We start from the raw sequence: 24,642 nt of genomic DNA, 5'->3' as shown, positions 1-24,642 counted from the left end.
AAATCATGTTGACCACTCAACGCAAGAAGACAATTCTTGAATGGCTGACCCGAGAGGGGCAGGTGCTGGCGGGTACGCTGGCCGAAAACTTCGGTGTTTCGGAAGACACGATACGACGCGACCTGCGGGAACTGGCTGCGGAAGGATTGCTACAACGTGTGCACGGAGGGGCACTGCCTGCCTCGTCTGCCGTTGCTGCATTCGCAGAAAGACGAGCGTTGGAGTCATCCGGAAAACGGGCGATTGGAATCGCTGCCGCATCCATGATCGGGCCGGGCCAGATCGTTATCATTGACGGAGGAACCACTTCTGCCGAGCTGGTGAAACATATCCCTCACACGTTGACGGCGACTGTCGTTACGCACAGTCCGACAGTCGCCGTCGCGCTGGCCGACCATCCTTCAATTGATGTGATCATGATTGGTGGCAAGCTATTCAAGCATTCGATCGTGAACGTCGGCGCCGCGGCCATCGAGGCGATGTCGCATATCAACGCCGACATTTACTTTATGGGCGTGACCGGTGTTCACCCGACAGCGGGTCTCAGTACGGGCGATCTTGAAGAGGCGTATGTGAAACGTGCGCTTGCAGCACGGTCGGCCGAGACAGTCGTCTTAGCGTCGATGGACAAACTTAATTCGGCGTCGGCATATGTGATAGGCAATTTGACGCTTGCGCAGACGATAGTTGTCGAAGGATTAAATGACCCTGTGCTGACTGCAGCACTGGAGGTTGCCAATGTGTGTATTGTTCCCGCGTGACCTCAACCAAGGCGCAGCTAGGTTGAGCCGGTCGATAGTCCGGTGAGGATTTCCGATGTTTGCGCGGCAAGTTTCAGAAATCGGCCATAAAGGGACATTCAACCGATCAGGCCAAATCGACGACAATATGCGTCTTAAAACAACCAGCGGAGGGGAACTTTGACGGTGACGATTCGAGCGGCCAGACACGAAAGACAGTGTCGCCATCGCTGCACTATTGCATCAGCTAGGATACGGCGTAACACCCGTAAAAATTCGTGTAAATATATCCGCTTCGGTCGACAGCGCTTCATATTCCGCGTTTGTAGCTTGCTAAGACAATATTGCGATAGGCTGCGTCAGCCTACACGCGCTTCCGCTGTTTCATATGCTTGGGTCGCTTGGACGCATTACGAGCCTCGTCGTCGAGAAAAACATCGTGGCCGCGGTACAGGCCAGATGTTGGTCCGAGTTGCTGAGCGCTGGTTCCATAGTGTCGGCTGCGTCAAGGCCGAGGTGACCAGCGGCGATGTTCGAATCGATGCGCACCGGCTTTTATGAGAGGGAAGGTTTTTCGCGTGATGGTCAGCGGCTCTCGAAGAAAATCTAGAACGTGGTTGCAACGCCTGACTTCGGCCACGAGCGGCCATTCGTGCACTTCATTGTTCGGGCGTCGGGACGTCGGCTTCACCTGGCAACCGGCCATAACATACTCCAGACTTTTATGCGCCGTGCGCTTGGCAGAGGAATTGCTTTACAAGTCGCCTCCTCCGTTCGCACATGGTTCAGTTATGCCGAGACCGTCGTTTTCCACTCAGCTTCTCACGCTCTGGATTCTCATCGCCGTGCTGTGCGGTCTGCTGAGCGTCGCGGTATGGCTCATGTTGTCGTCAGCGCTGAGCGAGCGCGTCATGGCCGCAAAGCAGCAGGCGGCGGCCGCCTGCACCGCCGTAGCATCGCGCTATGACCTGTCGATGCAGCGCTCGGGCGAAACCAACATCGATCTGATGCACGCGGTGCTCGATCTCGTGCTGATTCAGACCGATGGCGTCGAAGGCGGCTTCTGGACCAGCGACCCGCCTTCGAAGGCGCCCAATGGCTTCATAGCCTACGCATTTCCTACCTACGGAGGCAGCGGCGTCAAACGCGATATTCCAGAAGCCGAGACCCCACTTATTCTTCGCGCGCTGAAGAGCGAAGTGAGTGCCCGACAGTTGGAGGCCGAGATCGTGTCGAACGGAACGAACGCTGTGCTCGCGGTCGCCTGTCCGGTGCCACGTCACACTAACCTGCTCGCATGGACGCTCACGCGCGCCCGCCCGCCGCTTGGACCCTACCGCGAGCGCGCTACGGCGATTCTGGCGGGCGCGCTCGCCGTCATCGTCGTGCTCGCGCTATTTCTGGCGCTGACGCTCAAGCGATGGCGTCAGAACCTCACACGGCTGGAACATGCGCTCGCTCCGGACGGCGGATTTGAGCAAGGCAAGCGGCTCGAGCGCTTCGGCGAGCGCGATCTCGACCCGATCGTCGACGCGCTCAACCGCTATGGCGCGCGGATCGATCGACTCAAGCACGATGCCGACGCGCTGAACCGTCAACTCGCGCAGGCCGAGCGATTCAGCACATTGGGGAAGATGGCGGCGCAAATCGCGCACGAGATTCGCAATCCGGCGGGCGCGATGCGACTCAAGGCGGAGAATGCGCTGGCAGGTGATGGTGCACGCCGCGAGGCCGCCTTGAGGACAATCATCGAGCAAGTAGGACGCATCGAGTTGCAGGTGACGAGCCTGCTTGCATTGACGCAATCCGTTACGATCCATGCGCGCGAGGTCGATCTGCGCGCGTGGCTGGACGATATAGTTCATACGCATGAATCGCGCGCCGAAAGCAGGCGTGTTACGCTCGGCGCGGAAGTAGCACCGAGCCCGACGCAGCCGGCTTTCGATCCCGCGCAGATGGCGCGGGCGCTCGACAACCTGCTTGTGAACGCGCTCAGGCATACGCCGTCAGGCGGAAGAGTGATGGTTCGCGCGTATGGCACGGCTGCGGAAGATTGTGAGCGCCTCAGACTGGAAGTCATCGATAATGGTCCGGGCGTAAACCCCGTCGAACGCGAGTGGATCTTCGAGCCATTCGTGACGAGCCGCCCCGACGGATCGGGTCTCGGTCTCGCCGTCGTGCGTGAAATTGCGTCGGCGCACGGAGGCCGTGCTTACCTTGCGGAAGATTCGAACTTGACACGCTTTGTGATCGACTTGCCATGGCGACCATCCTGATCATCGACGATGACGACGGTTTCCGCGAAGGCCTCGCGGAAACCGTGCAGGACCTCGGCTATTCGCCGTTCGAAGCCCGCTCAGGCGACGATGCGTTTGAGCAGTTGCGCGAGCGTCCTGCACCCGACTGCATCTTTCTCGACTTCCGCTTGCCAGGCGCGGATGGCCTCGTCGTGTTGGAAACGCTGCGCAAAAAGCCGGGGCTACAGACCGTGCCGGTCGTGATGCTCACCGCGCACGCTACGAGCGACAACACCATCGGCGCGATGCGACTCGGCGCTTTCGAGCACCTCACCAAGCCGGTCGGACGAGACGAGATTGCGGCACTGCTCAAGCGCATTCTGTCGGTCCGCGTCGACACGCCCACCACGCGCGTGTTCGCTGATGAGGCACGATCCGATGAGCCGCAACTGCTCGGGGTGAGCGAGGCCATGCGTGAGGTGCAGAAGCGCCTCGGCCGCGCGGCTGTCGGAAATTCGACGGTGCTGATTACCGGCGAAACGGGAACAGGCAAGGAAATCGCGGCGCGCGTACTGCATCGTGCGTCGGCGCGCGCGAGCGGTCCGTTTGTCGCGGTGAACTGTGCGGCCATTCCCGACGATCTACTCGAAAGCGAACTCTTTGGGCACGGCAAAGGCGCGTTCACGGGCGCAAAGGGCGACAGGCGAGGGCGCGTCGAGGAGGCGCATGGCGGCACGCTCTTTCTCGATGAGGTAGGCGACATGCCGCTTCCCATGCAAGCCAAGCTCCTGCGTGTGCTCCAGGAGCGGCAAATCACGCCGCTGGGCACGAACCGGGTCGTTACGGTCGACGTGCGCGTGGCGGCCGCCACGCATCGCGATCTCGTTGCGATGGTCGAGGCGGGCACGTTCCGGCAGGACCTGCTGTTTCGCCTGAATGTGATTCCGTTGCATCTGCCGCCGTTGCGCGAGCGCGTGGCCGATATCCTGCCGCTCGCCGAGCATTTCCTTGCTGGCGCACCGGTCGGGATCGCGCGCAAACATCTTTCAGCCGATGCACAGCGCCTGCTAGCGACCTTCACCTGGCCGGGCAATGTCCGTGAGTTGGCCAATGCAATCGAGCGGGCAAGCGCGCTCGCTCCCGCTCAGGTACTGACGCGCGATGACTTCGCGTTTCTGGCCACGACCCGAGATAGCGCAGATGACGCGATTCCTCCGGCGCTGCTCGACCTTCCCCTGCCACAAGCGGTGGCACAACTGGAGCGCGCGCTGATCGTTCGTGCGCTGTCAGCATCGCGCGGCAATCGCGCCGAGGCGGCGCGGCGGCTTGGCATCAGCCGCCAGTCCCTTTACACGCGCATGTCGGTGCTGGGTATGTCCGAGGCTTCCACGTAAGGCCGACACCGTCAAGGAACCGGACATATGTTGTCGGTTTCCTTGACACTTCCACACGGCTTGATCAGATTACACGTTGAGCCACCAGCGTTTCTCGACTGGCATAGCAATTGCAAATGATTCCTCGCTACGCAAAAGGAGTGAATCATGCAATCGACCCGATACCCCAGCTTGCGAATCGCCGTGCTCGCGGCAGTGCTCACAGCGAGCGCCGGCTGTGCGGCACAAACTCAATTTCAGCCCGCTGCAACACCGACACCTCCCGTCGCCGGAGTGCCTCCACCTCCGAGCGTCGCTCCGCCTCCGCCTGCCGACGCGGCTTCTGTCGCGACCGCGCAAGGCACTGTCACGCGCTTTCTCATTAATCCGGATGGCGACGTCGATGGGTTCATAACCGACGACGGCACCCTCGTGCATTTTCCGCCGCATATGAGCGCGCAACTGACGTCGGCAGTTCGTCGCGGCGATCTCGTGCAAGTGAGCGGCAGGCGCGATGAAGGCGGCAGCTTCGCGGCGCAGCGCATCACCGATACGCAAACCGGCCGGCAAGTGATCGACGAACCGTCGATGCCCGGCACACCGCCGATGCCGCGCGACGCGCGCGGAGCAGGACTCTCGCGTCTTAGCGCGCAAGGACAGGTGGCGCACGTCACGACTGCACCGCGCGGCGAGCCCGATGGCGTGATTCTCTCCGACGGCACGGTCATCAAACTCACGCCGCCCGTGGCTCAACAGTTTGCGACGCTCGTGCGCACGGGCGCGACCGTATCGGCGCAAGGCTATGGCACACGCAATCAATACGGCACCGCGCTCCAGGCGACGGCTTTCGGCTCGCCGGGCAACCTCACTCCGCTCTACGCGCGCAACGCGCCGACGCCTTGAGCCGGCACTTTCATAAAGGACAAAGAACATGCACTGGATCGACCCAACAAGCCTTCCGGAAACACGCGGCAAAGTCACGCGCTTTCTACTGAACCCGCACGGTGAAATCGACGGCCTCGTCATTGGCGCCCGTCAGGTTCACTTTCCTCCGCATCTGTCGAAACAACTCGCGCGTCACGTTGCGCCCAGCGATATCGTTCGCGTGCGCGGAGTCAAGCCTCGCGATGCCGACATGATCGCCGCCGTGTCACTAACGACACGGAGCGGTGTCGTGGTTCTCGACGAGGGTCCGCATCTCAACGGCGAAAAGCACCACAAGCCGGATGTCGAACGCAAGCCAATGGATGCATCCGGTGAAGTGGTGCTTTCGCTCCTCGGCCCGAAAGGCGAACTGCGTGGGGCGCTGCTGGACGATGGCACGTCTTTGCGCATGCCGCCTCACGCTGCCGCCGAACTGGCCGACTACCTGGCGCCGGGCGCACACGTTCACGCCTGGGGCCGCGGCGTCAGGAACCGGCACGGTCGCACGATCGAGGTCGACGAAATAGCCGAACTCGTCGATGCATCGCAGGCAGCCTGACGAGCCCGCATCTCGCTATGGAGCATGTGTCATGTTGAGCTGGGTACACTTCGGCGACCTGCATGCGTCGAACGACGACGGCCATGAAAGCCTCAACCATCTGAAGTCGATGATCGGGCTGGTCAATCGCCATTTGTCGGACCGTGTCGATTTCGCTTTACTGCCAGGCGACAATGCGAACAACGGCTCGCCCGAGCAGTTTCGACGGATTGTCGATGAAGTGCAGGCGTTGAAGCTGCCGCTCCACGCGATTCCCGGTGACCACGACTACGAGCCGCGCAACCTTGACGTGCCTGCTACCACTGCGAATTATCGGCTGCCGTTGACGGTGACTGCCCGCACCGCTGACGGGCGAAGCGGCGAAGATACCGTCGCACTGCCGGCCGCAGGCCACGCGGACAAGCACTTCAAGCATCACCCGGCGCTCGGCGCCGATGCGTATGCGGTCGAAGCGTGGCCGGAGCACGGCATCGTTGGCTCGCAGCTCGGGCCCAACAAGAGCGGACGCCATTGGTGAGACGGGTGAGCCATGAACCCCCAGTACGCGCTCGAAGGACTGAACTTCTTCATGGCTGATGTGCAGGCGGGCATCGGGCCGTTCCTTGGCGTCTTTCTTCAGGCGCATGGCTGGCATCCCGAGGCGATCGGCACGGTAATGACCTTGTGTGGTATCGCCGGCATGCTTGCGACCCCTCTGGCAGGCGCTCTCGTCGATGCCACGCACCACAAGCGCGGCATTATTATCATCGCGGGGATATTGACGACGCTTGCATCGCTCGTGCTGTGGGTATCGCATAGTTACTGGATGGTGGCGGCGTCGCAGATCCTCACCGCCGTGACGGTGGCCGCGCTGGGTCCGGCCATGGCCGGCGTGACACTTGGAATCGTGCGCGCGAATGAGTTCGACCGGCAGTTCGGCCGCAATCAGGTGGCCAATCACGCGGGCAACGCGGTCGGCGCGGCGCTGTCGGGCGGGCTCGGATGGCGCTTCGGATTCGGCGCGGTCTTCGTGGTGGCCGTCGTGTTCGGCATCCTCACTGTCATCTCGACGCTGCTGATCCGGCGAGACGCGATCGATCACGACATCGCACGCGGTCTCCAAGAAACGGCGCCTGGCGCGTCGAACCCCGGGCATGAACACGCGAGCGGCTTTCGCGTATTACTGACCTGCCGGCCCTTGCTTCTGCTCGCAGCATCGCTCGCGATGTTCCATCTGGGCAATGCGGCGATGCTACCGCTCTACGGCCTTGCAGTCGTCGCCGCGCATCAGGGCGATCCGAGCGCCTTTACCGCGCAGACCGTCGTGGTCGCACAACTCGTGATGGTCGTCGCGGCCTGCTTTGCGAACCGCCTGATTCAGCGCATCGGTTTCTGGGGGGTGATTCTGATCACCTTCCTCGCGCTGCCGCTGCGTGGCATGACCGGCGCGATGTTCATCACCGCGTGGGGCGTGTGGCCGGTGCAGGCGCTCGACGGCATCGGCGCAGGCTTGCAGAGCGTCGCGGTGCCTGCGCTGGTGGTGCGTCTGTTGCAAGGTACGGGACGGGTGAATGTTGGGCTGGGCGTGGTCATGACCGTGCAGGGAGTCGGCGCGGCATTGAGTCCTGCGCTCGGCGGCCTGCTCGCCCAACACTTTGGCTACGCGACTGCTTTTCTTGTGCTGGGCGCCGTATCGACTGGATCACTGGCGCTGTGGCTGCTCTTCGGCACCACATTAAAGAAAGCTTGCGGCATCATCCACGGCACCAACAACGATTCCCCTCTGACGACATGAATCCGATTTTTTTTTCATGGGGCATTGCGCTCGCCGCGACTGCCGGCGTCATCTTGCGGCCTTTTCGCTGGCCCGAAGCGATCTGGGCCGTGACCGGCGCCCTGATGCTCGTCGCGCTCGGGCTGCTTCCAGCCCATCTTGCATGGCAAGCGATCGGCAAGGGCATGGACGTCTATCTGTTCCTTATCGGCATGATGCTGCTTTCGGAACTGGGACGTCGTGAAGGCTTGTTCGACTGGGTGGCGGTGCACGCCGTCAATTTCGCGAAGGGATCGCCTTGCAAGCTCTTTCTTCTGATCTATCTCGTGGGCGTCGTCGTGACGACCTTTCTGTCGAACGATGCAGCCGCGGTCGTCCTCACCCCCGCAGTGTTTGCTGCCGCCAAAAAGGCACAAACAAAGCCGCTACCCTTGCTCTACGTCTGCGCGTTCATCGCGAATGCGGCCAGCTTCGTCCTGCCAATCTCGAACCCCGCGAACCTCGTGCTCTATGCGAATCACACGCCGGCGCTCGGTCTTTGGGTCGCGCGCTTCGCCTTGCCTTCTGTGCTGTCGATCGTCGCCACTTTCGTGATGTTGCGCTGGACCCAGCGTGCCAATCTCCGCGATACCTGCGCGCGCGACCTGCTGGTCGAACCGCTCAGCACAAACGGCAAACTGACGCTGGCGAGCATGGGCGTCACGGCGATCGCATTGCTGGTCGTCTCGGCGCTCGATCTGCAACTCGGTCTGCCCACTGCGGTTCTCGGCATTCTCACGGCGCTGGTCGTGTTGATAAAGGAGCGCCAGTCACCCGTGGAGTTGGTCAGCGAAATATCGTGGAGCGTCTTGCCGCTCGTCGCGGGCCTCTTCGTGCTAGTCGAAGTGCTGGATCATACCGGTGTCATCCGCGAACTCTCGGCGTTTCTGCGGCAGGCAAACCAACAGAATCAGCCGATGACGGCGGCCGCTTCCGGTTTCGTTATCGCGTTCGGAAGCAATGCGATCAACAACCTGCCTGCCGGACTGATCGCCAGCGCGACCGCTTTGCAGGCGCACAGTCCTCAGCGCGTCATCGACGCACTGCTGATCGGCGTGGACCTCGGCCCGAATCTTTCGATCACCGGCTCGCTCGCGACGATCCTCTGGCTCTCGTCGATTCGACGGGAAGGCGAGGAAGTGAGCTTCATGCAGTTTCTGAAGGTCGGCGTCGTGGTCATGCTTCCCGCGCTCGTCCTGGCGCTCGGCAGCCGGCTCCTGACCGGACATTGAAGGTTCATAAACGGAGACAGGAACAATGAGCGGCGCGTGGATTTATCCCTTCATCATCCTGGGCGGCATTCTTCAGGCTGCGGGCGCTCCGATCAACGGCGAACTCAAAGGTACGCTTATCAATCCGTGGCTTGCGTCGAGCGTGTCGTTCCTGCTCGTCACGTTCCTTGCCATCGCCGCGTTCTGGATTCAGCCGACACCGTTGCCGACACTCGATGACCTGCGCAGCATGAAATGGTGGGCTCCGCTTGGCGGCATCGTCGGGGCCGTCGCGGTGTTTGCCGGTCTGACGCTCGTGCAGAAAGTGGGTGTCGGCACGCTCAATGGATTGACCATTTGCGCCAACCTAGTTGCATCGGTTGTAATCGACCATTTCGGTCTAATCGGTGTGGCCGAGCATCCGCTGGGCTGGATGCGCGCGCTCGGCACATTGCTGATGATGGCGGGCGTCGCGCTTGTCATACGCTTCTGAGATTTGAATCGTGAACAGCCGCACCGTATTGCACCAACGCCCACTCTCGCTCGATTGGCGCATCGTGCTGCTCATGGCGTTGGTCTTCTTCGCCTCGGCAACTCGACTTCAATCCGTGGACGGGGGTCAAAGCGAGCGCGGTGGAGCGAGAGGCGGTGCGCATCAAGGCGGATCACGCCTTGATGCGCGCCCAATGCGCTTACGTACTGGCCCACATCGAACGGGATGCGGGAGACGCGATCGCCGAGCATGCGCGCTTCATGTTCATCCTGGGTTGTTCGACGGGATTGCGGCTTGCCGAAATAGCCACCGCCACTCTCGGAGGATTGAACGCCAAGTGGATTGACGACGAGATCGGCACCGCCTGGACACTTGATGTGATCGGCAAGCGCACCAAAGCCCGTACGATCCCGCCCCCCCGCAAAACGTTTGCGGCCTTGCAGAAGAGGTTTGCCAGAGGATCCGACGCGCAGTGATCCAACCACGCCGCTGATCGGCCGTTTCTCGGGCGAGGATTTGCGGCCGCTGGAACCGCGCTCATTGGCGCTGGCGTTCAAGCTGATATTTACCCGTGCCGCCGGGGCGTCGCTTCTTGAAGATGCGCACGCGGCCGCACGCCTGGCAAAAGCCTCGACGCATTGGCTGCGTCATACCTTTGGCACCCGAGCCATCGAAGCTGGCACACTATTAGACATCGTGCAGGAAAACCTCTGCCATGTCTCGCCGGCGACGACGTCCATTTATGTCACAACGGAATTACATCGTCGCATCCGGGCGCTTGAGGAGGCGTTTTGATTGCGAAGGCACACCACGAAACCGACTAGGCGAACCTTTTAACTGCTTTTTTCCCCTTTGCTGAAGCGCTCACTACGAGACTCTCAACGATATTGCCTATTTGCAACAAAGTCTACTATAAGTCGTTTCGAGGCAAGGTCAGTGGGCCGCCAACGGCATAAGTCCTTGCATTCCTGGTGACTGATATCGCGCTGAAGAGACCTCGGAATCGGCATTGACACGGAAGATCGCCACCGAATCACGCAACGCTTGCGCTTGATCTGCCATGGCGCGAGCCGCAGCCGTCGCCTGCTCGACCAGGGCGGCATTTTGCTGTGTCACTTCGTCCATCTGACTTACTGCAACGTTCACCTGTTCGATCCCGATGGTTTGCTCGTTGGAGGCCGAGGCGATCTCTCCCATTATGTCGGTTACCCGTTTGACCGAGCGCACGACTTCACTCATTGTCTGTCCTGCATTTTGTACCAGCGCCTCGCCGGCAGTCACATGCTTTACCGATGTGCCTATCAGTTCAGTGATTTCTTTTGCCGCAGCCGCACTACGTTGCGCTAGCGTGCGCACTTCGCCCGCTACCACGGCGAATCCACGACCTTGCTCTCCAGCTCGTGCGGCCTCTACCGCTGCATTCAGTGCGAGGATATTGGTCTGAAATGCAATGCCCTCTATCACGGTGATGATTTCGGCAACTTTCGAGGAGCTCGTGGCGATGTCCTGCATCGTGGTAACGACGCTCCCCACGACCTCTCCCCCTGTGGCAGCTGTCTCAGAAGCAGTATTAGCCAGCGTGCTGCCTTGACGTGCATTCTCTGTATTCTGACGAACCGTCGCTGTAATTTGTTCCATGCTGGCCGCGGTCTCTTCTAACGAGGCGGCCTGTTCCTCGGTGCGTTGCGACAGGTCTACGTTGCCTTGTGAAATTTCTCCCGCTGCAACTGAAATAGACTCCGCAGAGGTCTTGATGCCAGAGACAATCTCGCTCAAATTGGTCCGCATCGTTTCAAGCGATGCCATTAGGCTTGTGTTGTCATCGGCGGCAAGGTGAACTTTTTGGGTCAAATTGCCCTCCGCGATCTGCCGTGCCATATTCTGCGCCACAGTCGGCTCACCACCCAACTGCTTCAGAATACTGCGAGTAATGAAAACGGCTAGGAATACACCCAATAAAAGTGAAAGCCCGACGATCGACCACGCAGCGACTTGGATAGCGTGGTAGGTACTATTTGCTTCTTCGGTGGCTTGTGCGTTTAACTGATCTTCGAAATCAGCGAGCTCATTTAGGTGTATCAACCAGGCAGCCTGTTTTGGCCGTGCTTCTTGAAGCAATACCTTTATTGCTTCTTCGGGCTTATTTGCCATGCCTAAGGCAATGGCCTTATCCATCAAGGGTACGGTAGCGGCGTTGTCTAACTTAAGTTGGGCAAAAAACGCTCGTTCACGCTCTGTAGTGCCCGCTTCTGTTGAGAACATCTTGCCCAGAGCGTCGTCGGCGTCCGCATAAATTTTCTTTTGCTTCTCTACGCGTCTTGACTCTTGCGCCAGTGCGGCCGGGTCGGTCAGCAGTGCAATGTTGCGAATCGCGATTGCGCGATCCGCAACGGAGGCTTTCATATCCTTGGCATACTTCGATTCCAAGTTGTTGACACGCGCTATACCATCAAGCCTGTTGTGAAGCATGGACATGCCGTAGAAGCCTACCAAGGCGATCATGAGCAACAGAAACAGAACGCTTCCAAAACCAATTGCCAGGCGGGTCGATACTTTTGAGTTGTTCATCACATTTTTACAAAAAAAGTTAGTGGGCTAACAACAACACCCTGGCGGAACCGCTATTTACGGTTGCGCAATGAGCAACCCAAATAGGTTGGTGTGCAGGGTTTTTTCGGAGTACAAGCCCAGTGTGGAAATGACGGTCAAGAGTTGGAGAACGAGCTCAGAGAACACAGCAAGTCGGGGCACTGCTTTCAATCCTTTCATTTTACTGATCTTTGACGAGTTTCAAACGTTTGTTCGTCTATTAACGGCGCAGTTCGTCCAAAATTCAGCAAATCGGTAAAAAATGGTTATTGTATTTTTCAATGGAACATTTTCCGATTGGGGAAATAGGCATTGTCACGTTATCGGGGGCGTTTGACGAAATGGGCGACAAAGTACACTAAGACGCCAACGGGTCAGACGCAGAAGTGTTCGCGAGTCACCCGGCCGTAAAAGCCTGGCGGAGCTGCTGGGCACGTTTGATTTCGTCGCTGTGCAGGTAATCGACGTTGTCGCGATCGCCCCGGGCGTCGGTCTGAATGCCCCCGAGCCTCGCGCCCACGAGTTCGCTTGCGCGCAGGCCGGTCGAATGCCAGATCCAGCACAAACCGCAGGCGCTGCGCGGCCGGAACCTCCCATCCGTAAGACCACTCCAGTCCGTCAGCGATGGTTCGCAGAAGTTGCCACTCGCCCCCGCAGAAGGCGTGCGACGTGTCGAGCGCGGTTGAACGCCCGCTTCCCCGTACCTTGACGCCGGCGAACGGATAGGTCAGCAGATATCTCTGTCCGATCAGCCAGCGGAACAAAGCGCCGAGCACAGATAACGCGTAGGCAGTTGACCAGGCAGACAGTCCGTGTGCAAACGGTCGCCATTCGGACGACGAGCTGGGGCGGGATTGCCCGACCCAGCGCCCATGTGGCGTAGGCCTTCGGAGGAAGCTGCGATATGCAATCGCGTCGTCGGTCGTCAGCGACGACAGGGCCCGTTCACGTTCAACAATCGCCCACAGGATCAGCCGTTCGGCTTCCTTGTGGTAAGCCCGCTGGGTCGCCACCGATTCGTGCGACGACAGCCAAGCCTGCACCGCTTCGTAGTCGTTGCTCGAGTTGAACGGGTTCTGTCGCGATAAGAGTTGGGGGTCGGAAGAATGTCTATATTTGTAGGATTACTTATGTAACTAAGGAGGCGAATTACTGAGCAGGCGAGAGTGCCTTAGCGCAGCCGTTCATCTGACCTTTGCGAATCATTTGCATGGTCTCGATTCCACCAAGGATGACGCATGCGCAGCGAAAATCTTTGAAACCTATCATTGGGCGCGTTCGACGTTTGATCGCGCGGTGATCCTGTTCGACAAGGTTGTTTAGATACTTTTGCTGGCGAATCTTAATCGGTATTTTCCGCTTGGCATTGATCGCTTTCAAAGGTAAGCGATCAGTTAACCACACCCTATCGAGGAATGCTGAGGTGCGAGAAAATGGACTTCCCCCGGTCTGACGGACAAATCGGACCCTCACGCCGAAGCCATTTCAAAGGCCTCGGGACTGACGCCACCCAGATGACTGTGGCGTCGGGTTCGATTGTAAAAGACTTCGATGTAGTCGAAGATATCGGCGCGTGCCAAGTCGCGAGTCTTGTAGATACGTTTGCGGATACGTTCCTTTTTCAAACTGCTGAAAAACGACTCAGCAACGGCATTATCCCAACAATTCCCCCTACGACTCATGCTTGGCACTAACGAATGCGCACGGCAGAAACGTTGCCAATCGTCGCTTCCATATTGGCTTCCCTGATCGGAGTGGACAATGACTTCGGACGTCGGCTTACGCCGCCATAGCGCCATCAATAATGCGTCCAGCGCGAGTTCGCGCGCCAACGTCGGCTTCATCGACCAGCCGATGACCTTCCGAGAATAAAGGTCGACGACGACCGCCAAATACAGCCAACCTTGCCAAGTGCGGATGTACGTGATGTCGGTGACCCAGACGGTATCAGGCTTGGCGACCTTGAATTCCCGGTTCACCCGGTTCGGTGCCAGGATAGATGGACGACCGGCGATGCGTCGCGGCGACTTGTATCCACGGACAGCCGTAATCTTGTTGGCCCGCATGATCCGCGCCACCCGATTTCGACCGCATGTCTCACCCGCTTCACGTAGGTCGCCGTATACGCGCGGTGCGCCGTAGACGCCGCCACTGGCAACGTAAGAATCTCGAATTAGCTTGAGCAGCCGACGATTAGCAATAGCGCGATTTGATTCGGGCTGGTGCAGCCATTCATAGAAACCAGTGCGCGACGCCTTCAATACACGGCACATCGTTGCAATGGGCCACGCCCTGCGGTGCTCATTGATGAAGCGGTACTTTACTCGGGCTCCCTGGCAAAGTACCGCGCGGTGGGTTCAATGGGTCATTGCAACACCTTCCTATTAATATCGAATGAGGGAGGGTTGACGAATGGCACAGATGGGAAGGCCTGGGTTGCCGACAGAAGGCAAGGCGGAAGTTTGGCGGAGGTGGCGCGCCGGAGAATCGTTTCTTGGCATCGGCAAAGCGCTGGGCAAACCAGCCGGATCGATCTACGGCGTAATCCGGCTATGCGGAGGTTACAGCCCTGCTGTGCGCAAGCGATCGTCGCGGGCATTGACTCTCAGTGAACGTGAAGAGATTTCGCGCGGCGTGTCAGCCGGGCTTTCCATTCGGGCCATAGCGCGTGAGTTGCATCGTGCGCCATCCACCATTTCGCGTGAGATTGCGCGTAACGGTGGAACGGGCCACTATCGGGCTCTGGACGCCGATGAGAGAGCCTTGAAGGTTAGCTTGCGTCCCAAAGATTGCCTGCTGGAGCGCAACCCGCGCTTGCGCTACGCTGTTGAACGGAAGCTCTCTCGCGAATGGTCTCCGGAACAAGTAAGCGGCTGGCTTAAGCTCCGATATACCGATGACGAGTCGATGCGCGTGTCACACGAAACGATCTATCGCAGCCTGTTTGTGCAGGCGCGCGGCGTTCTAAAGAAAGAGTTGCAGTATCATTTGCGCACGCAACGCAAGATGCGTCATTCGCGCTTCTCCAGCACCAAGGGCGCGCGCAACAAGATAGCTGGGGCTGTTTCGATTCATGAGCGCCCGCCCGAAGCGGCCGACCGCGCCGTGCCTGGGCACTGGGAGGGCGATCTTGTCAGCGGCGCGAACAATACTCACGTCGCCACGCTGGTCGAGCGGCGCTCAAGGTTCACCATCCTCGTCAAGGTTAAAGGCAAGGACACGGTGAGCGTTGTGGCGGGCCTTAAACGCGAGGTAAAGCGGTTGCCGCAGCATCTACGCAAGACGCTCACCTGGGACCGTGGCATGGAATTGGCAAACCACAAAGACTTCACGATCGCCACGGATGTGAAGGTCTACTTCTGTGACCCACGAAGTCCCTGGCAACGCGGCACCAACGAAAATACGAACCGACTTCTACGACAGTATCTGCTCCATGGTACGCAGCTTGATCAATACTCGCAGGCGCAACTGAACAAAATCGCAGCGCGCCTCAATGAACGGCCGAGAAAGACCTTGGGCTTCATGTCTCCGGCCGATAAACTACGCGAGGCTGTTGCGACGACCCATTGAACCCACCAAGTGGCTTTTTTTAAAATAGTCTTCTCCCTCTCGAGGCGTTCAACCCGCGCCTCCAACTCCTGGATACGCTGCTGCTCGGGCGTCATGGCAGGGCTCTGCGGTGTGATGCCACGGTGCTCTTGGTGCAGTTGTTGAACCCAGCGGCGCAGAACGGACTCGGCGACGCCGACCGAACGGCTGGGATCGACGTGGCTATAGCTCTGGTCGAGAACCAGAGATGCGGCACTGCGCTTGAACTCGGGGGAAAACGTACGACGTTGCTTGCCCATCAGACACCTCTTCATGGCGAGTATTCTCGCCTAAATTGATGTCCGGGGGGATTAGACCACTACACACCGACACCACTGGACTGAGCGACGCCACCACATGCTCGCCCGTCAATCGCTGGCCCAGATCAATGACTGAACACACACATGCGTTCATTGTTCTTCTTTGATTTCAGGCTGCGGTGTTACGAAGCTTGAAGATAGTCACTGTATCCCGAAGTCTCTTCGATTGCTCTGCCATCGCTTGCGCCGCTGCGCTTGCTTGCTCAACCAAAGCGGCATTCTGTTGCGTGACTTGATCCATTTGCGAGACGGCGATGTTGACTTGCTCGATTCCGGTCTGTTGCTCCGACGACGCAGCCGAGATCGAGCTCACCAAGTCGGTCACACTTTTAACGGATTGGACAACGTCATTCATCGTATGTCCTGCTTCTTCTGCGAGCTTCGATCCTGAACTTACTGTTTGGACGGACTTGCCGATTAGCGTGTTGATCTCTTTCGCGGCGCTTGCACTGCGCTGGGCGAGCGTGCGCACTTCTCCCGCGACCACTGCGAATCCCCGCCCTCCCTCCCCTGCGCGCGCGGCTTCTACAGCCGCATTCAGAGCGAGGATATTGGTTTGGAAGGCAATTCCTTCAATAACGGTGATGATTTCGGCTACTTTTTGGGAGCTTTCGCTGATCTCTTTCATCGTGTCGACGACCCGGCCGACCACCACACCGCCGCGCGAGGCCACTTGTGCGGCGTTGGCCGCGAGGATGTTGCCCTGTTGCGCGTTTTCGGTGTTTTGTTTAACGGCGGCCGTTAGCTCTTCCATGCTCGCGGCTGTTTCTTGAAGAGAGGCGGCCTGTTCTTCGGTGCGCTGGCTGAGGTCTGCGTTACCCGCAGCAATTTGTGCTGAGGCTGTTGCGATGCTTTCGCTGCCATTACGAACTCTTCCAACCAAATCGGCGAGACGTTCATTCATATGACGTAGCGCTCGGAGCAATTGGCCCGTTTCGTCCTTTCCCTCGTCGACGATCTCCGAGGTCAGGTCACCTTGCGCTACGGTCTCGGCAACCTTGAGCGAACGGCGGATAGGCAGAACGATAGAACGCGTTATAACGAGCGCTGCTATTACGCTGATAGAAACGGCGAGTACGATTAGTACTACGGTGACCATAAGCGTTTTGTGATAGTCGGTCGCTGCTGTCGCCGCGGCGTCGTTCGCGCCTCTATTGTTAAGCGCAATGTCTTGCGATATCAGATCCACTGCCTTGGCAAATAGAGCGAGCGAGCTACTGGCGGCCAACTTTCTCGCCTCGGCGAAATGATCGCTTCCCGCATCGTTCAACGCCTTGATCTGTTCATCCGCCTTCATATAGTCCGACCACACCGATGTAAAAGCATCAAGCAGCTGCTGTTCTTCTGGCGATGAGACAAGGGTACGGTAAGTGCCGAGCGATTTATCCAGACCTGCTAACGCATCGCTACGTATCTTAAGCTGCGCTGCTTTCCCTTCCGGCGTAATCGCGAGCACCGCACCTAACGAGCCTCGTCTAACGGCCGTCGCGGCCGACTGTACATTACCGAGTATTAGAACGCTCGGCATCCAATTGTTGGCCAGGGCATCCGTGCTTTGATACACCCTTGAAACCTGTAGCAGCGCGAGGGCACCAATGAGGCAAAGACCGACTAGTGTGAGTCCGAAGCCAATTCCGAGCTTCGCACCGATGCTGATGTTTCTTAATGCTTTCATCTAGGATTTTTCCCCATTCAAATGTAGTTAGACAGCCTAGGCGAAGTCGCGTCCATCGCTGCCCAGACGCTATAACGGCAGCAGTCGTGGAATCATTAATTTGCCGAATTTTGTGGGGAATACCAGCGTAATAGACAGACAAAAAAAGCCGACCTATGGGCCGGCTTGAAACCAACCTCACTGGGGAGAGTGGGAGGCCGGCTGGGGGGGAATCATACAATTTTACCGGATCCACTGTAAAGTTCTATTTTTGCCAATTTTCGGTGATAATTCGAATCTGTTACGATTGCCGTATCAATTGTCGGAGCAATATAAATGTTGGATGACGCCATCCTCACAACACGGGAGGCCGCGAAATTGCTCGGCGTGTCCGTGCGCACGGTACAAACGTGGGTGGAAGAAGGGGTAATCAATTCGTGGAAGACCCCAGGAGGGCACAGGCGTGTGCGCGAAAGCGCTGTTTTGGCGCTGCGCGAGCGTAGGATCGTCCAGCCGACGCGGATTGGATACACGGTGTTGATCATCGCAAGCGACGCGACCGCTGAACGATGCATACAGATTTTGGCCGAACTTCCCGAGGTTCGGGTGACCACGATCAACGATGCGCTACTTGGCTTGATCGAAGCCGGTCACCTGTCGCCGGCAGCAGTGGTGATCGAACTCGACCGCATGGATTGGGAGAGATTGGCACTTCTCAATAGGCTTCAAGGTTCGCAAAGGCTCGCGCATTCACGCATCGTTGTGATATCCGATCTACAGCCCGGTGAACTGCGTTTAGATCTAGAGACATCTCGGATCAGCATATTGAATAAAACACTGCTGCCGACCGAGGTTCGGATGACAATTGCGCCATATCAAAATGTGCCCGCCATTGCCGCGACCCGCTATCCGGTGCCTAAAAATGAGATGTCGCGGTTGCAGGCTGTGGCTCGAACGCAATTGCAAAACAGCGCAGAACAGTCCGACCTTAACGTAATTGCCACGTTGGTTGCAGCAAGTACGAAATCGCCGATCGCATTAGTGACGATTCTCACGGCTGAATCGCAATTGTTTAAAGCGCGGCATGGACTTGAAGCCCTCGAGACGCCGCGGGAATGGGCATTCTGTAATTACACAATACTGCAGAAAGGCGTGTTTTTCGTAGAAGACGCGCAAGAGGATGATAGGTTTCGTGCTAACCCATTAGTGACAGGTGGAATTGGCATACGGGCATACGCAGGTGCGCCGATCGTCGACTACGAAGGGTTCCCACTCGGTTCACTATGCGTCATCAGCCGCAAACCCCGTCGGTTTAAAGTGGCCGAAAGAGCCGCTTTGCAAACATTGGCAGCGGCAGTCTCGGACAAGATCAATTTGGCATTGCACGGCCGACAATTAAAAAGAGTGTGACCATTTCAACGGTACACCGTGAGCATGCCTCGTTTTCACGTACAGCAACTCGGGCCGCTTGGACTTCCCCCGGTCTGCTGGACGAATCAGACCCCCACGCCGAAGCCATTTCAAAGGCTTCGGGACTGACGCCACCCAGATGACTGTGGCGTCGGGTTCGATTGTAAAAAGACTTCGATGTAGTCGGAGATATCAGCGCGTGCCAAGTCGCGCGTCTCGTATATACGCTTTTGGATACGTTCCTTTTTCAAACTGCTGAAAAACGACTCAGCAACGGCATTATCCCAACAATTCCCTCTACGACTCATGCTTGGCACTAGCGAATGCGCACGGCAGAAACGTTGCCAATCGTCGCTTCCATATTGGCTTCCCTGATCGGAGTGGACAATGACTTCGGACGTCGGCTTACGCCGCCATAGCGCCATCAATAATGCGTCCAGCGCGAGTTCGCGCGCCAACGTCGGCTTCATCGACCAGCCGATGACCTTCCGAGAATAAAGGTCGACGACGACCGCCAAATACAGCCAACCTTGCCAAGCGCGGATGTACGTGATGTCGGTGACCCAGACGGTATCAGGCTTGGCGACCTTGAATTCCCGGTTCAACCGGTTCGGTGCCAAGATGGATGGACGACCGGCGATGCGCCGCGGCGACTTGTATCCACGGACAGCCGTAATCTTGTTGGCCCGCATGATCCGCGCCACCCGATTTCGACCGCATGTCTCATCCGCTTCAGGTAAGTCGCCGTACACGCGCGGCGCGCCGTAGACGCCGCCACTGGCAACGTAAGAATCTCGAATTAGCTCGAGCAGCCGACGATTAGCAATAGCGCGATTTGATTCGGGCTGGTGCAGCCATTCATAGAAACCAGTGCGCGACGCCTTCAATACGCGGCACATCGTTGCAATGGACCACTCCTTGCGGTGCTCATTGATGATGCGGTACTTTACTCGGGCTCCCTGGCAAAGTACCGCGCGGTGGGTTCAATGGGTCATTGCAACACCTTCCTATTAATATCGAATGAGGGAGGGTCGACGAACGGCACAGATGGGAAGGCCTGGGTTGCCGACAGAAGGCAAGGCGGAAGTTTGACGGTGGTGGCGCGCCGGAGAATCGTTTCTTGGCATCGGTAAAGCGCTGGGCAAACCAGCCGGATCGATCTACGGCGTCATCCGGCTATGCGGAGGTTACAGCCTTGCTGCGCGCAAGCAATCGTCGCGGGCATTGACTCTCAGTGAACGTGAAGAGATTTCGCGCGGCGTGTCCGCAGGGCTTTCCATTCGGGCCATAGAGCGGGAGTTGCTTTGTGCGCCACCCACCATTTCGCGTGAGATTGCGCGTAACGGTGGAACGGGCCACTATCGGGCTCTGGACGCCGACGAGAGAGCCTTGAAGGTTAGCCTGCGTCCCAAAGATTGCCTGCTGGAGCGCAACCCGCGCTTGCGCTACGCTGTTGAACGTAATCTCTCTCGCGAATGGTCTCCGAATCCCTCGTTTTTATGATGATGCCCTTATGATTGAAGCCGCGTGCAATTGGGCAGGCATCGCTTACGTCTATGAAACACTTGTGAAAGAAAAGGTGGCATCCTGCCAATTAAAAATTGCGATCGACGCCTGGTCACCACGGCCAAGCAGATTCTTCCTTTACTACGCAGGGCGGCGTCAATTGCCGTCGCCACTCAAAGCACTCGTCGATTTCAGTCGCGCAGCGTAGTTCGGGCGATAAGCTGAAAACCGCCGGTACGACGATTTCGACTCGACCGATGGGTTCAGGGCTGCTTTCCAGTCATGTGCTCCTCGCTTCCAGCAGTCGAAAGTGGAAAGCTTGCCATAACAGTCCTTTCGTTACTTCTCACCAATAGAAGAATGGCGGCTGCCCTGGCCAAGGCCACTGTCGCGGCAAGCGCGAAGGCGCTCGAAAAACTGCCGCTCCAGGTAAGCATGTAACCCGTCGCCATTGGCGCGACGATGGTTACCTTCATAAGACGCTATCCCCGCGACCGTTGTTTCAGCCGGCAGGAAAATAATGGCCATTGTCCAAATCGGCGAAGAGGCTCGGTTGGGTGGGGGTCCAACCAAGCACTTCGCGCGTGATCGCGTTCGAGGCGGGGGTGTCTAGCGTGACCAGATTCGCGAGGAAGCCAAAATAGCCCGGTAGCATCAATACGTCTGCCGGGATAGGGATAGCGGACAGTTTCAGACGGCTTGCAAGCGCCTCCGCGATGTCGCGGTACGGTATCGCTTCTTCGGCGACGGCATGCCAGTTTTTGCCGGCCGCGCCTTTTTCAAGCGCCAAGCGAAACACGACGGCGAGGTCCCGTGCATGCACCGCAGTCCATCGATTTCTGCCCTCTCCCGGGTAACCGACGATCCCTTTTTCCTTTGCCAGCCCGATGAGAAGCGGAAGGAAACCGGCATTGTCGGTCGTGCTGTGCATGATTTCCGGAATACGAACGACGGATGACCGTACGCCGCGCTCGGCAAGACCGATGACGGTCGTCTCGACGATATTGCGAACCCGCAGCGTACCCTTATGCGGATCGCCGCCGGGGAGGGGAGGATCTTCCTCCGTGGCGAAACGGCCCAGACCTTCCCAGCCCGGTGAACCGATGCTTCCCGATACAACCAACGGCTTTCCGCTACTTTCCAGCGCGTCGCCGTACGCCAGCATGATCTGCAGCTCGGCGGCGGCCACCGCGTTGATCCCGCCGGTGGGGATCAGGTCTTGCCGGTGCGCAACGTGGATAACGCCATCGGCTGCTTTTGCCGCTTGCTTGAGGCCATCGAGATCCTCCAGGCTGCCCCGATGCACCTTGGCGCCGAGCGCGGACACTGCTGCGGCAGCTTTGTCGGACCGTGCCAAGGCGGTGACCTCGTGGCCTGCACCGATGAGTTCGGAGAGGATATACGGGCCGGAATGTCCGGTCCCGCCAGTGACGAAAACATGCATGTTAGTAATCCTTAACGAATAGATAATATAAGATAAGTCGATGCCGATGCCATCAGGCGAGTAGGCTGATGCCGATCGCGAATCGGGAGTGCTTGACCGAGTGGGTCATAAGTCCCAGGGACAACAGACATACGTATTCCAGCGTCCGCGCCATCGGCAGCGGCCCGATGTCCATCGAGCGCAATCCGAGGCTTTCGATGAAAGCCGATACGCGTGCCTTTCCGTGTGCATGATCCCCGGCGACGAACACGTCCAGCGATTGGCCCTCGGCGCGTTCGGCGGCCAGCACGTGGGAGAAAAGGGTGTTGAATGCCTTGATGACGGGTGCATCGGCAGGCGCGACCTTGGCAATCTCCTGCGCGCCGGAACGGTCGATGGGCGTGACGAGACTCATATGGTCAGCGGCGACGGGATTCGTAATGTCGACGAGGATCTTGCCCGCAAGCGCGTTGCCATATTGCTTCACGACCTCCAGCACGGCGCCGTAAGGAACCGCCAGAATGACGATATAGCCGGCCGGCGGTGTGCCGTATTTGCCCGTCGTCGCGCCGCCGCCGATTTGCTCGGCAAACGCCCGCGCCTTAACGACGTCGCGACTCATGACCTCGACGGTGTATCCGGCCTTTGCGGCCAGACCGCCTATCGCCCTAGCCATGCCGCCTGTGCCGATGATGCTGATAGTGCTCATGTCCGATTTCCCTCAGAGTTAGCGTGACCGTGTGCTTCAACAACAATGCTATTCACATCACTTGCGGAAAGCAAGTGAAAATGAGAAATTACTTGCGGCAAGCAAGTGATGTTATCATCACGCTATGAAGACAAAGAGCAAAGAAGACTTTCGGTCCCATTGCGCGGTGAACTACGGTGTCGAGATCTTTGGCGACAAGTGGTCGCTGCTGATCATTCGCGACATCGTTTTCGCCGGCAAGAAGACGTATGGTGAATTCCTGAAATCGGAAGAGGGAATCGCGACCAATGTCCTGGCCTCCCGGCTGTCGTTGCTGGAAGAGCAAGGGATTCTCGCGAGGACGCCGAATCCTGACGATGGGCGCAAAGACTTCTACACACTGACCGAGAAGGGTCTGGATCTGATCCCGGTCGTGCTTAACATCGCGCTGTGGAGCGCGAAGCACGATGCGAAATCGTACCTGCGCGGCAGCAAGGTGTTTGCTGCCCGACTGCGACAGAATCCCACGGAAGTGAGTGAGGAGTTGAAGGCCTTGGTACGCAGCGGTGGATGCCTGTTTCCAGGGAGCTAGAAATCAGGACATCCAGTTCGATACGTTGAACGTGTGCTCGCCAGATGCGCGATGGCTTAATCGAATTTGACCAAGTCCTTGAAGATCAGCTGACCCCAGCTTTTCCCCCGTGCCTGTACCAGCAGTCCACCTTCCGAAAGACCGCCCAGTTTGACCGGCGCGAACCCCAGCGCTTCCGCAAGCTCGCCAACCTGCGCGGCGGCGGTGTCATCGTCGCTTGCCAGGAACACGACACGACGACCGCCCTTTACGGCCGGATCTTGCGCGAGCACAGCGGCGCCTAGATGGTTGAAGCCCTTCACCAGTTTTGCGCCGGAGAAGGCCTGCTCAACGGCCTTGGAGGAGGGACGTCCGCGCAATTCCTCGGGAGGCACGCCGTACGCATTCGTGACGTCGATGAGGGTCTTTCCCGTCCAGGACGGGAGCACCTTGGCGACGTCTTGATGCGATTCGAAACGCACCGCCAGAAAGAGCACGTCGGCCTCGACGGCTTCCGACAACGTTGTTGGAATGACTTTCGGCCCGATCGCTGCCGCGATCGAAGCAAAACTTTCCGGGTCGCGGCTGGCGGCAACCGATACGTCGATGCTTTTCCGGGCAAACGCCTTGGCTAGAGCCTGGCCGATATTGCCGAACCCGATAATTGCGTAACGCATAGCTTTCCCCTTTTATGAGTCTGGTCGCCGCACACGTCCTACGACGCGCCGTAGGACGTCAGGCGTTACAGTTGCGCCAGGCCGCCGTCGACGGCAAGTTCACTGGCGGTCATGAAGCTGCTGTCCGACGAAGCCAGGAACGCTGCCGCAGCACCGATCTCCGACGGATCTGCCATGCGTTGCAGCGGCGTCATCGACGCATAGATCTTCTGACCTTCTTCTCCTAGCGCCGCCTTCGCGAGTTCGGTCGCCGTGGCACCGGGCGACAGGACGTTGACGCGTATGCCCGTTCCCTTCAGGTCTTCCGCCCAGGTCCGCGCCAGGTTGCGGACTGCCGCTTTGCTCGCGCTATACGCGGTCATTCCCGGCGCGCCTGTGGTCCCCGCGCTCGACCCGGTCAGAATGATCGAGGCGCCTGACCCCATTAGCGGGAGGGCCTGCTGGACCGTGAAAATGGTTCCCTTCACGTTGGTATCGAACGTCTCGTCGATGTGCTCGGCGGTGATTTTGCCCAGTACGGCCTGACTTCCTGCCCCTGCATTGGCGAAAACGATGTCGAGTGTGCCGCGCTCCGCCTTCACCGCTGCGTAGAGTCGGTCGAGGTCGGCCGGGTCGGAGACCGAGCCTTTGACCGCGCGGGCATTGGGCCCGAGCGTGGCAAGCGCGGCGTCCAGTGCGTCCTGCCGACGGCCGAAGATGAAGACGAAAGCACCGTCCTCGATAAAACGCTTGGCCGCGGCAAGACCGATGCCCGTAGCGCCACCTGTGACGACCGCAACTTTACCTTGAAGCTTTCCCATGATGTCTCCCGTTGGGTATCGGACTGCGTATTCCCATTTTCGCCAATCCGAGGTATCTTATGGATCACTGATCCACATTCAATGTGA

21 protein-coding genes and 5 pseudogenes are annotated in these 24,642 nt (G+C 58.5%); 15 read left to right on the top strand and 11 right to left on the bottom strand.

Annotation, left to right across the window (positions count from 1 at the left end):
- Positions 1-5 precede the first annotated feature (5 nt).
- From ABEG21_RS17290 to ABEG21_RS17240, 11 genes are all read left to right on the top strand, one after another.
- Positions 6-761, top strand: coding sequence for a DeoR/GlpR family DNA-binding transcription regulator (locus ABEG21_RS17290; protein WP_347557871.1), 756 nt, complete (start codon positions 6-8; stop codon positions 759-761).
- Positions 762-1,531: 770 nt separating this feature from the next.
- Positions 1,532-3,016, top strand: a complete 1,485-nt coding sequence (locus tag ABEG21_RS17285; RefSeq protein ID WP_347558067.1) for a HAMP domain-containing sensor histidine kinase — start codon at positions 1,532-1,534, stop codon at positions 3,014-3,016.
- Positions 3,001-4,371 carry a sigma-54 dependent transcriptional regulator gene (locus ABEG21_RS17280; RefSeq protein ID WP_347557870.1) on the top strand — a complete coding sequence of 457 codons (1,371 nt, stop codon included), beginning with the start codon at positions 3,001-3,003 and terminating at the stop codon, positions 4,369-4,371. Before ABEG21_RS17285 ends, ABEG21_RS17280 begins: the two co-directional genes overlap by 16 nt.
- Before the next feature lie 147 nt (positions 4,372-4,518).
- Entirely contained in the window at positions 4,519-5,253 is a 735-nt protein-coding gene (locus ABEG21_RS17275) for a hypothetical protein (protein WP_347557869.1), read from the top strand.
- A 28-nt stretch (positions 5,254-5,281) separates the two neighbouring features.
- A complete protein-coding gene (locus ABEG21_RS17270) occupies positions 5,282-5,833 on the top strand; it encodes a hypothetical protein (RefSeq protein ID WP_347557868.1) in 552 nt (183 codons plus the stop codon).
- 31 nt (positions 5,834-5,864) lie between these two features.
- Entirely contained in the window at positions 5,865-6,350 is a 486-nt protein-coding gene (locus tag ABEG21_RS17265; protein ID WP_347557867.1) for a metallophosphoesterase, read from the top strand.
- Between the two features lie 12 nt (positions 6,351-6,362).
- Positions 6,363-7,607: an MFS transporter gene (locus tag ABEG21_RS17260; protein WP_347557866.1), complete on the top strand. Its 1,245-nt coding sequence runs from the start codon at positions 6,363-6,365 to the stop codon at positions 7,605-7,607.
- The gene (locus ABEG21_RS17255; RefSeq protein ID WP_347557865.1) at positions 7,604-8,857 is read left to right on the top strand and encodes an arsenic transporter; all 1,254 of its coding nucleotides are present in this window, start codon (positions 7,604-7,606) and stop codon (positions 8,855-8,857) included. Before ABEG21_RS17260 ends, ABEG21_RS17255 begins: the two co-directional genes overlap by 4 nt.
- A 25-nt stretch (positions 8,858-8,882) precedes the next feature.
- A complete protein-coding gene (locus ABEG21_RS17250) occupies positions 8,883-9,329 on the top strand; it encodes a DMT family transporter (protein ID WP_347557864.1) in 447 nt (148 codons plus the stop codon).
- A gap of 155 nt (positions 9,330-9,484) precedes the next feature.
- Complete coding sequence (locus ABEG21_RS17245) at positions 9,485-9,805, top strand: hypothetical protein (RefSeq protein WP_347557863.1); 321 nt, start codon at positions 9,485-9,487, stop codon at positions 9,803-9,805.
- On the top strand, positions 9,780-10,124 hold the full coding sequence (locus ABEG21_RS17240) for a site-specific integrase (RefSeq protein ID WP_347557862.1): 345 nt from the start codon (positions 9,780-9,782) through the stop codon (positions 10,122-10,124). Before ABEG21_RS17245 ends, ABEG21_RS17240 begins: the two co-directional genes overlap by 26 nt.
- 138 nt (positions 10,125-10,262) lie before the next feature.
- Here the strand turns inward: ABEG21_RS17240 and ABEG21_RS17235 are convergent, their stop codons facing one another.
- The 4 genes and pseudogenes from ABEG21_RS17235 to ABEG21_RS17220 form a co-directional block, all read right to left on the bottom strand.
- Complete coding sequence (locus ABEG21_RS17235) at positions 10,263-11,897, bottom strand: methyl-accepting chemotaxis protein (RefSeq protein WP_347557861.1); 1,635 nt, start codon at positions 11,895-11,897, stop codon at positions 10,263-10,265.
- A 496-nt stretch (positions 11,898-12,393) separates the two neighbouring features.
- A pseudogene (locus ABEG21_RS17230) lies at positions 12,394-12,985 on the bottom strand (integrase); the annotation flags it as partial.
- An 82-nt stretch (positions 12,986-13,067) separates the two neighbouring features.
- Positions 13,068-13,292, bottom strand: a pseudogene (locus ABEG21_RS17225) (DDE-type integrase/transposase/recombinase); the annotation flags it as partial.
- 95 nt (positions 13,293-13,387) lie between these two features.
- Positions 13,388-14,269, bottom strand: a pseudogene (locus ABEG21_RS17220) (IS3 family transposase); the annotation flags it as partial.
- Positions 14,270-14,330: 61 nt separating this feature from the next.
- Here ABEG21_RS17220 and ABEG21_RS17215 point away from each other — a divergent pair.
- On the top strand, positions 14,331-15,488 hold the full coding sequence (locus tag ABEG21_RS17215) for an IS30 family transposase (protein ID WP_347557860.1): 1,158 nt from the start codon (positions 14,331-14,333) through the stop codon (positions 15,486-15,488).
- A 14-nt stretch (positions 15,489-15,502) separates the two neighbouring features.
- Here ABEG21_RS17215 and ABEG21_RS17210 read toward each other — a convergent pair.
- Positions 15,503-15,766: pseudogene (locus tag ABEG21_RS17210) on the bottom strand (transposase); the annotation flags it as partial.
- Positions 15,767-15,935: 169 nt separating this feature from the next.
- Positions 15,936-17,501 (bottom strand): methyl-accepting chemotaxis protein, encoded by a 1,566-nt coding sequence (locus tag ABEG21_RS17205; protein WP_347557859.1) that lies wholly within the window; start codon positions 17,499-17,501, stop codon positions 15,936-15,938.
- Between the two features lie 315 nt (positions 17,502-17,816).
- Here ABEG21_RS17205 and ABEG21_RS17200 point away from each other — a divergent pair, with 315 nt between their 5' ends.
- On the top strand, positions 17,817-18,890 hold the full coding sequence (locus tag ABEG21_RS17200; RefSeq protein ID WP_347557858.1) for an excisionase family DNA-binding protein: 1,074 nt from the start codon (positions 17,817-17,819) through the stop codon (positions 18,888-18,890).
- A gap of 97 nt (positions 18,891-18,987) precedes the next feature.
- On the opposite strand, the pseudogene ABEG21_RS17195 reads toward ABEG21_RS17200, so the two are convergent.
- Positions 18,988-19,867 (bottom strand): annotated as a pseudogene (locus ABEG21_RS17195) (IS3 family transposase); the annotation flags it as partial.
- 247 nt (positions 19,868-20,114) lie between these two features.
- Between ABEG21_RS17195 and ABEG21_RS17190 the strand changes: the two are divergent.
- Positions 20,115-20,393: a helix-turn-helix domain-containing protein gene (locus tag ABEG21_RS17190; protein ID WP_347557857.1), complete on the top strand. Its 279-nt coding sequence runs from the start codon at positions 20,115-20,117 to the stop codon at positions 20,391-20,393.
- 505 nt (positions 20,394-20,898) lie between these two features.
- On the opposite strand, the gene ABEG21_RS17185 is transcribed toward ABEG21_RS17190, so the two are convergent.
- Complete coding sequence (locus ABEG21_RS17185; RefSeq protein ID WP_347557856.1) at positions 20,899-21,840, bottom strand: SDR family oxidoreductase; 942 nt, start codon at positions 21,838-21,840, stop codon at positions 20,899-20,901.
- 52 nt (positions 21,841-21,892) lie between these two features.
- The gene (locus tag ABEG21_RS17180) at positions 21,893-22,528 is read right to left on the bottom strand and encodes an NAD(P)-binding domain-containing protein (RefSeq protein ID WP_347557855.1); all 636 of its coding nucleotides are present in this window, start codon (positions 22,526-22,528) and stop codon (positions 21,893-21,895) included.
- 124 nt (positions 22,529-22,652) lie between these two features.
- On the opposite strand from ABEG21_RS17180, the gene ABEG21_RS17175 reads away from it, so the two are divergent.
- Positions 22,653-23,099, top strand: a complete 447-nt coding sequence (locus ABEG21_RS17175) for a helix-turn-helix domain-containing protein (RefSeq protein ID WP_347557854.1) — start codon at positions 22,653-22,655, stop codon at positions 23,097-23,099.
- Positions 23,100-23,155: 56 nt separating this feature from the next.
- On the opposite strand, the gene ABEG21_RS17170 is transcribed toward ABEG21_RS17175, so the two are convergent.
- Both ABEG21_RS17170 and ABEG21_RS17165 read right to left on the bottom strand, forming a co-directional pair.
- Positions 23,156-23,755, bottom strand: a complete 600-nt coding sequence (locus ABEG21_RS17170) for an NADPH-dependent F420 reductase (protein ID WP_347557853.1) — start codon at positions 23,753-23,755, stop codon at positions 23,156-23,158.
- Positions 23,756-23,820: 65 nt separating this feature from the next.
- Positions 23,821-24,555, bottom strand: coding sequence for an SDR family oxidoreductase (locus ABEG21_RS17165; protein ID WP_347557852.1), 735 nt, complete (start codon positions 24,553-24,555; stop codon positions 23,821-23,823).
- Positions 24,556-24,642: the final 87 nt, after the last annotated feature.

The sequence above is a fragment of the Robbsia sp. KACC 23696 genome (assembly GCF_039852015.1).
Taxonomy (GTDB): Bacteria; Pseudomonadota; Gammaproteobacteria; order Burkholderiales; family Burkholderiaceae; genus Robbsia.
The sequence above is the reverse complement of the archived record's forward strand: the minus strand, read 5'-3'. Positions and strand labels throughout refer to the sequence as shown.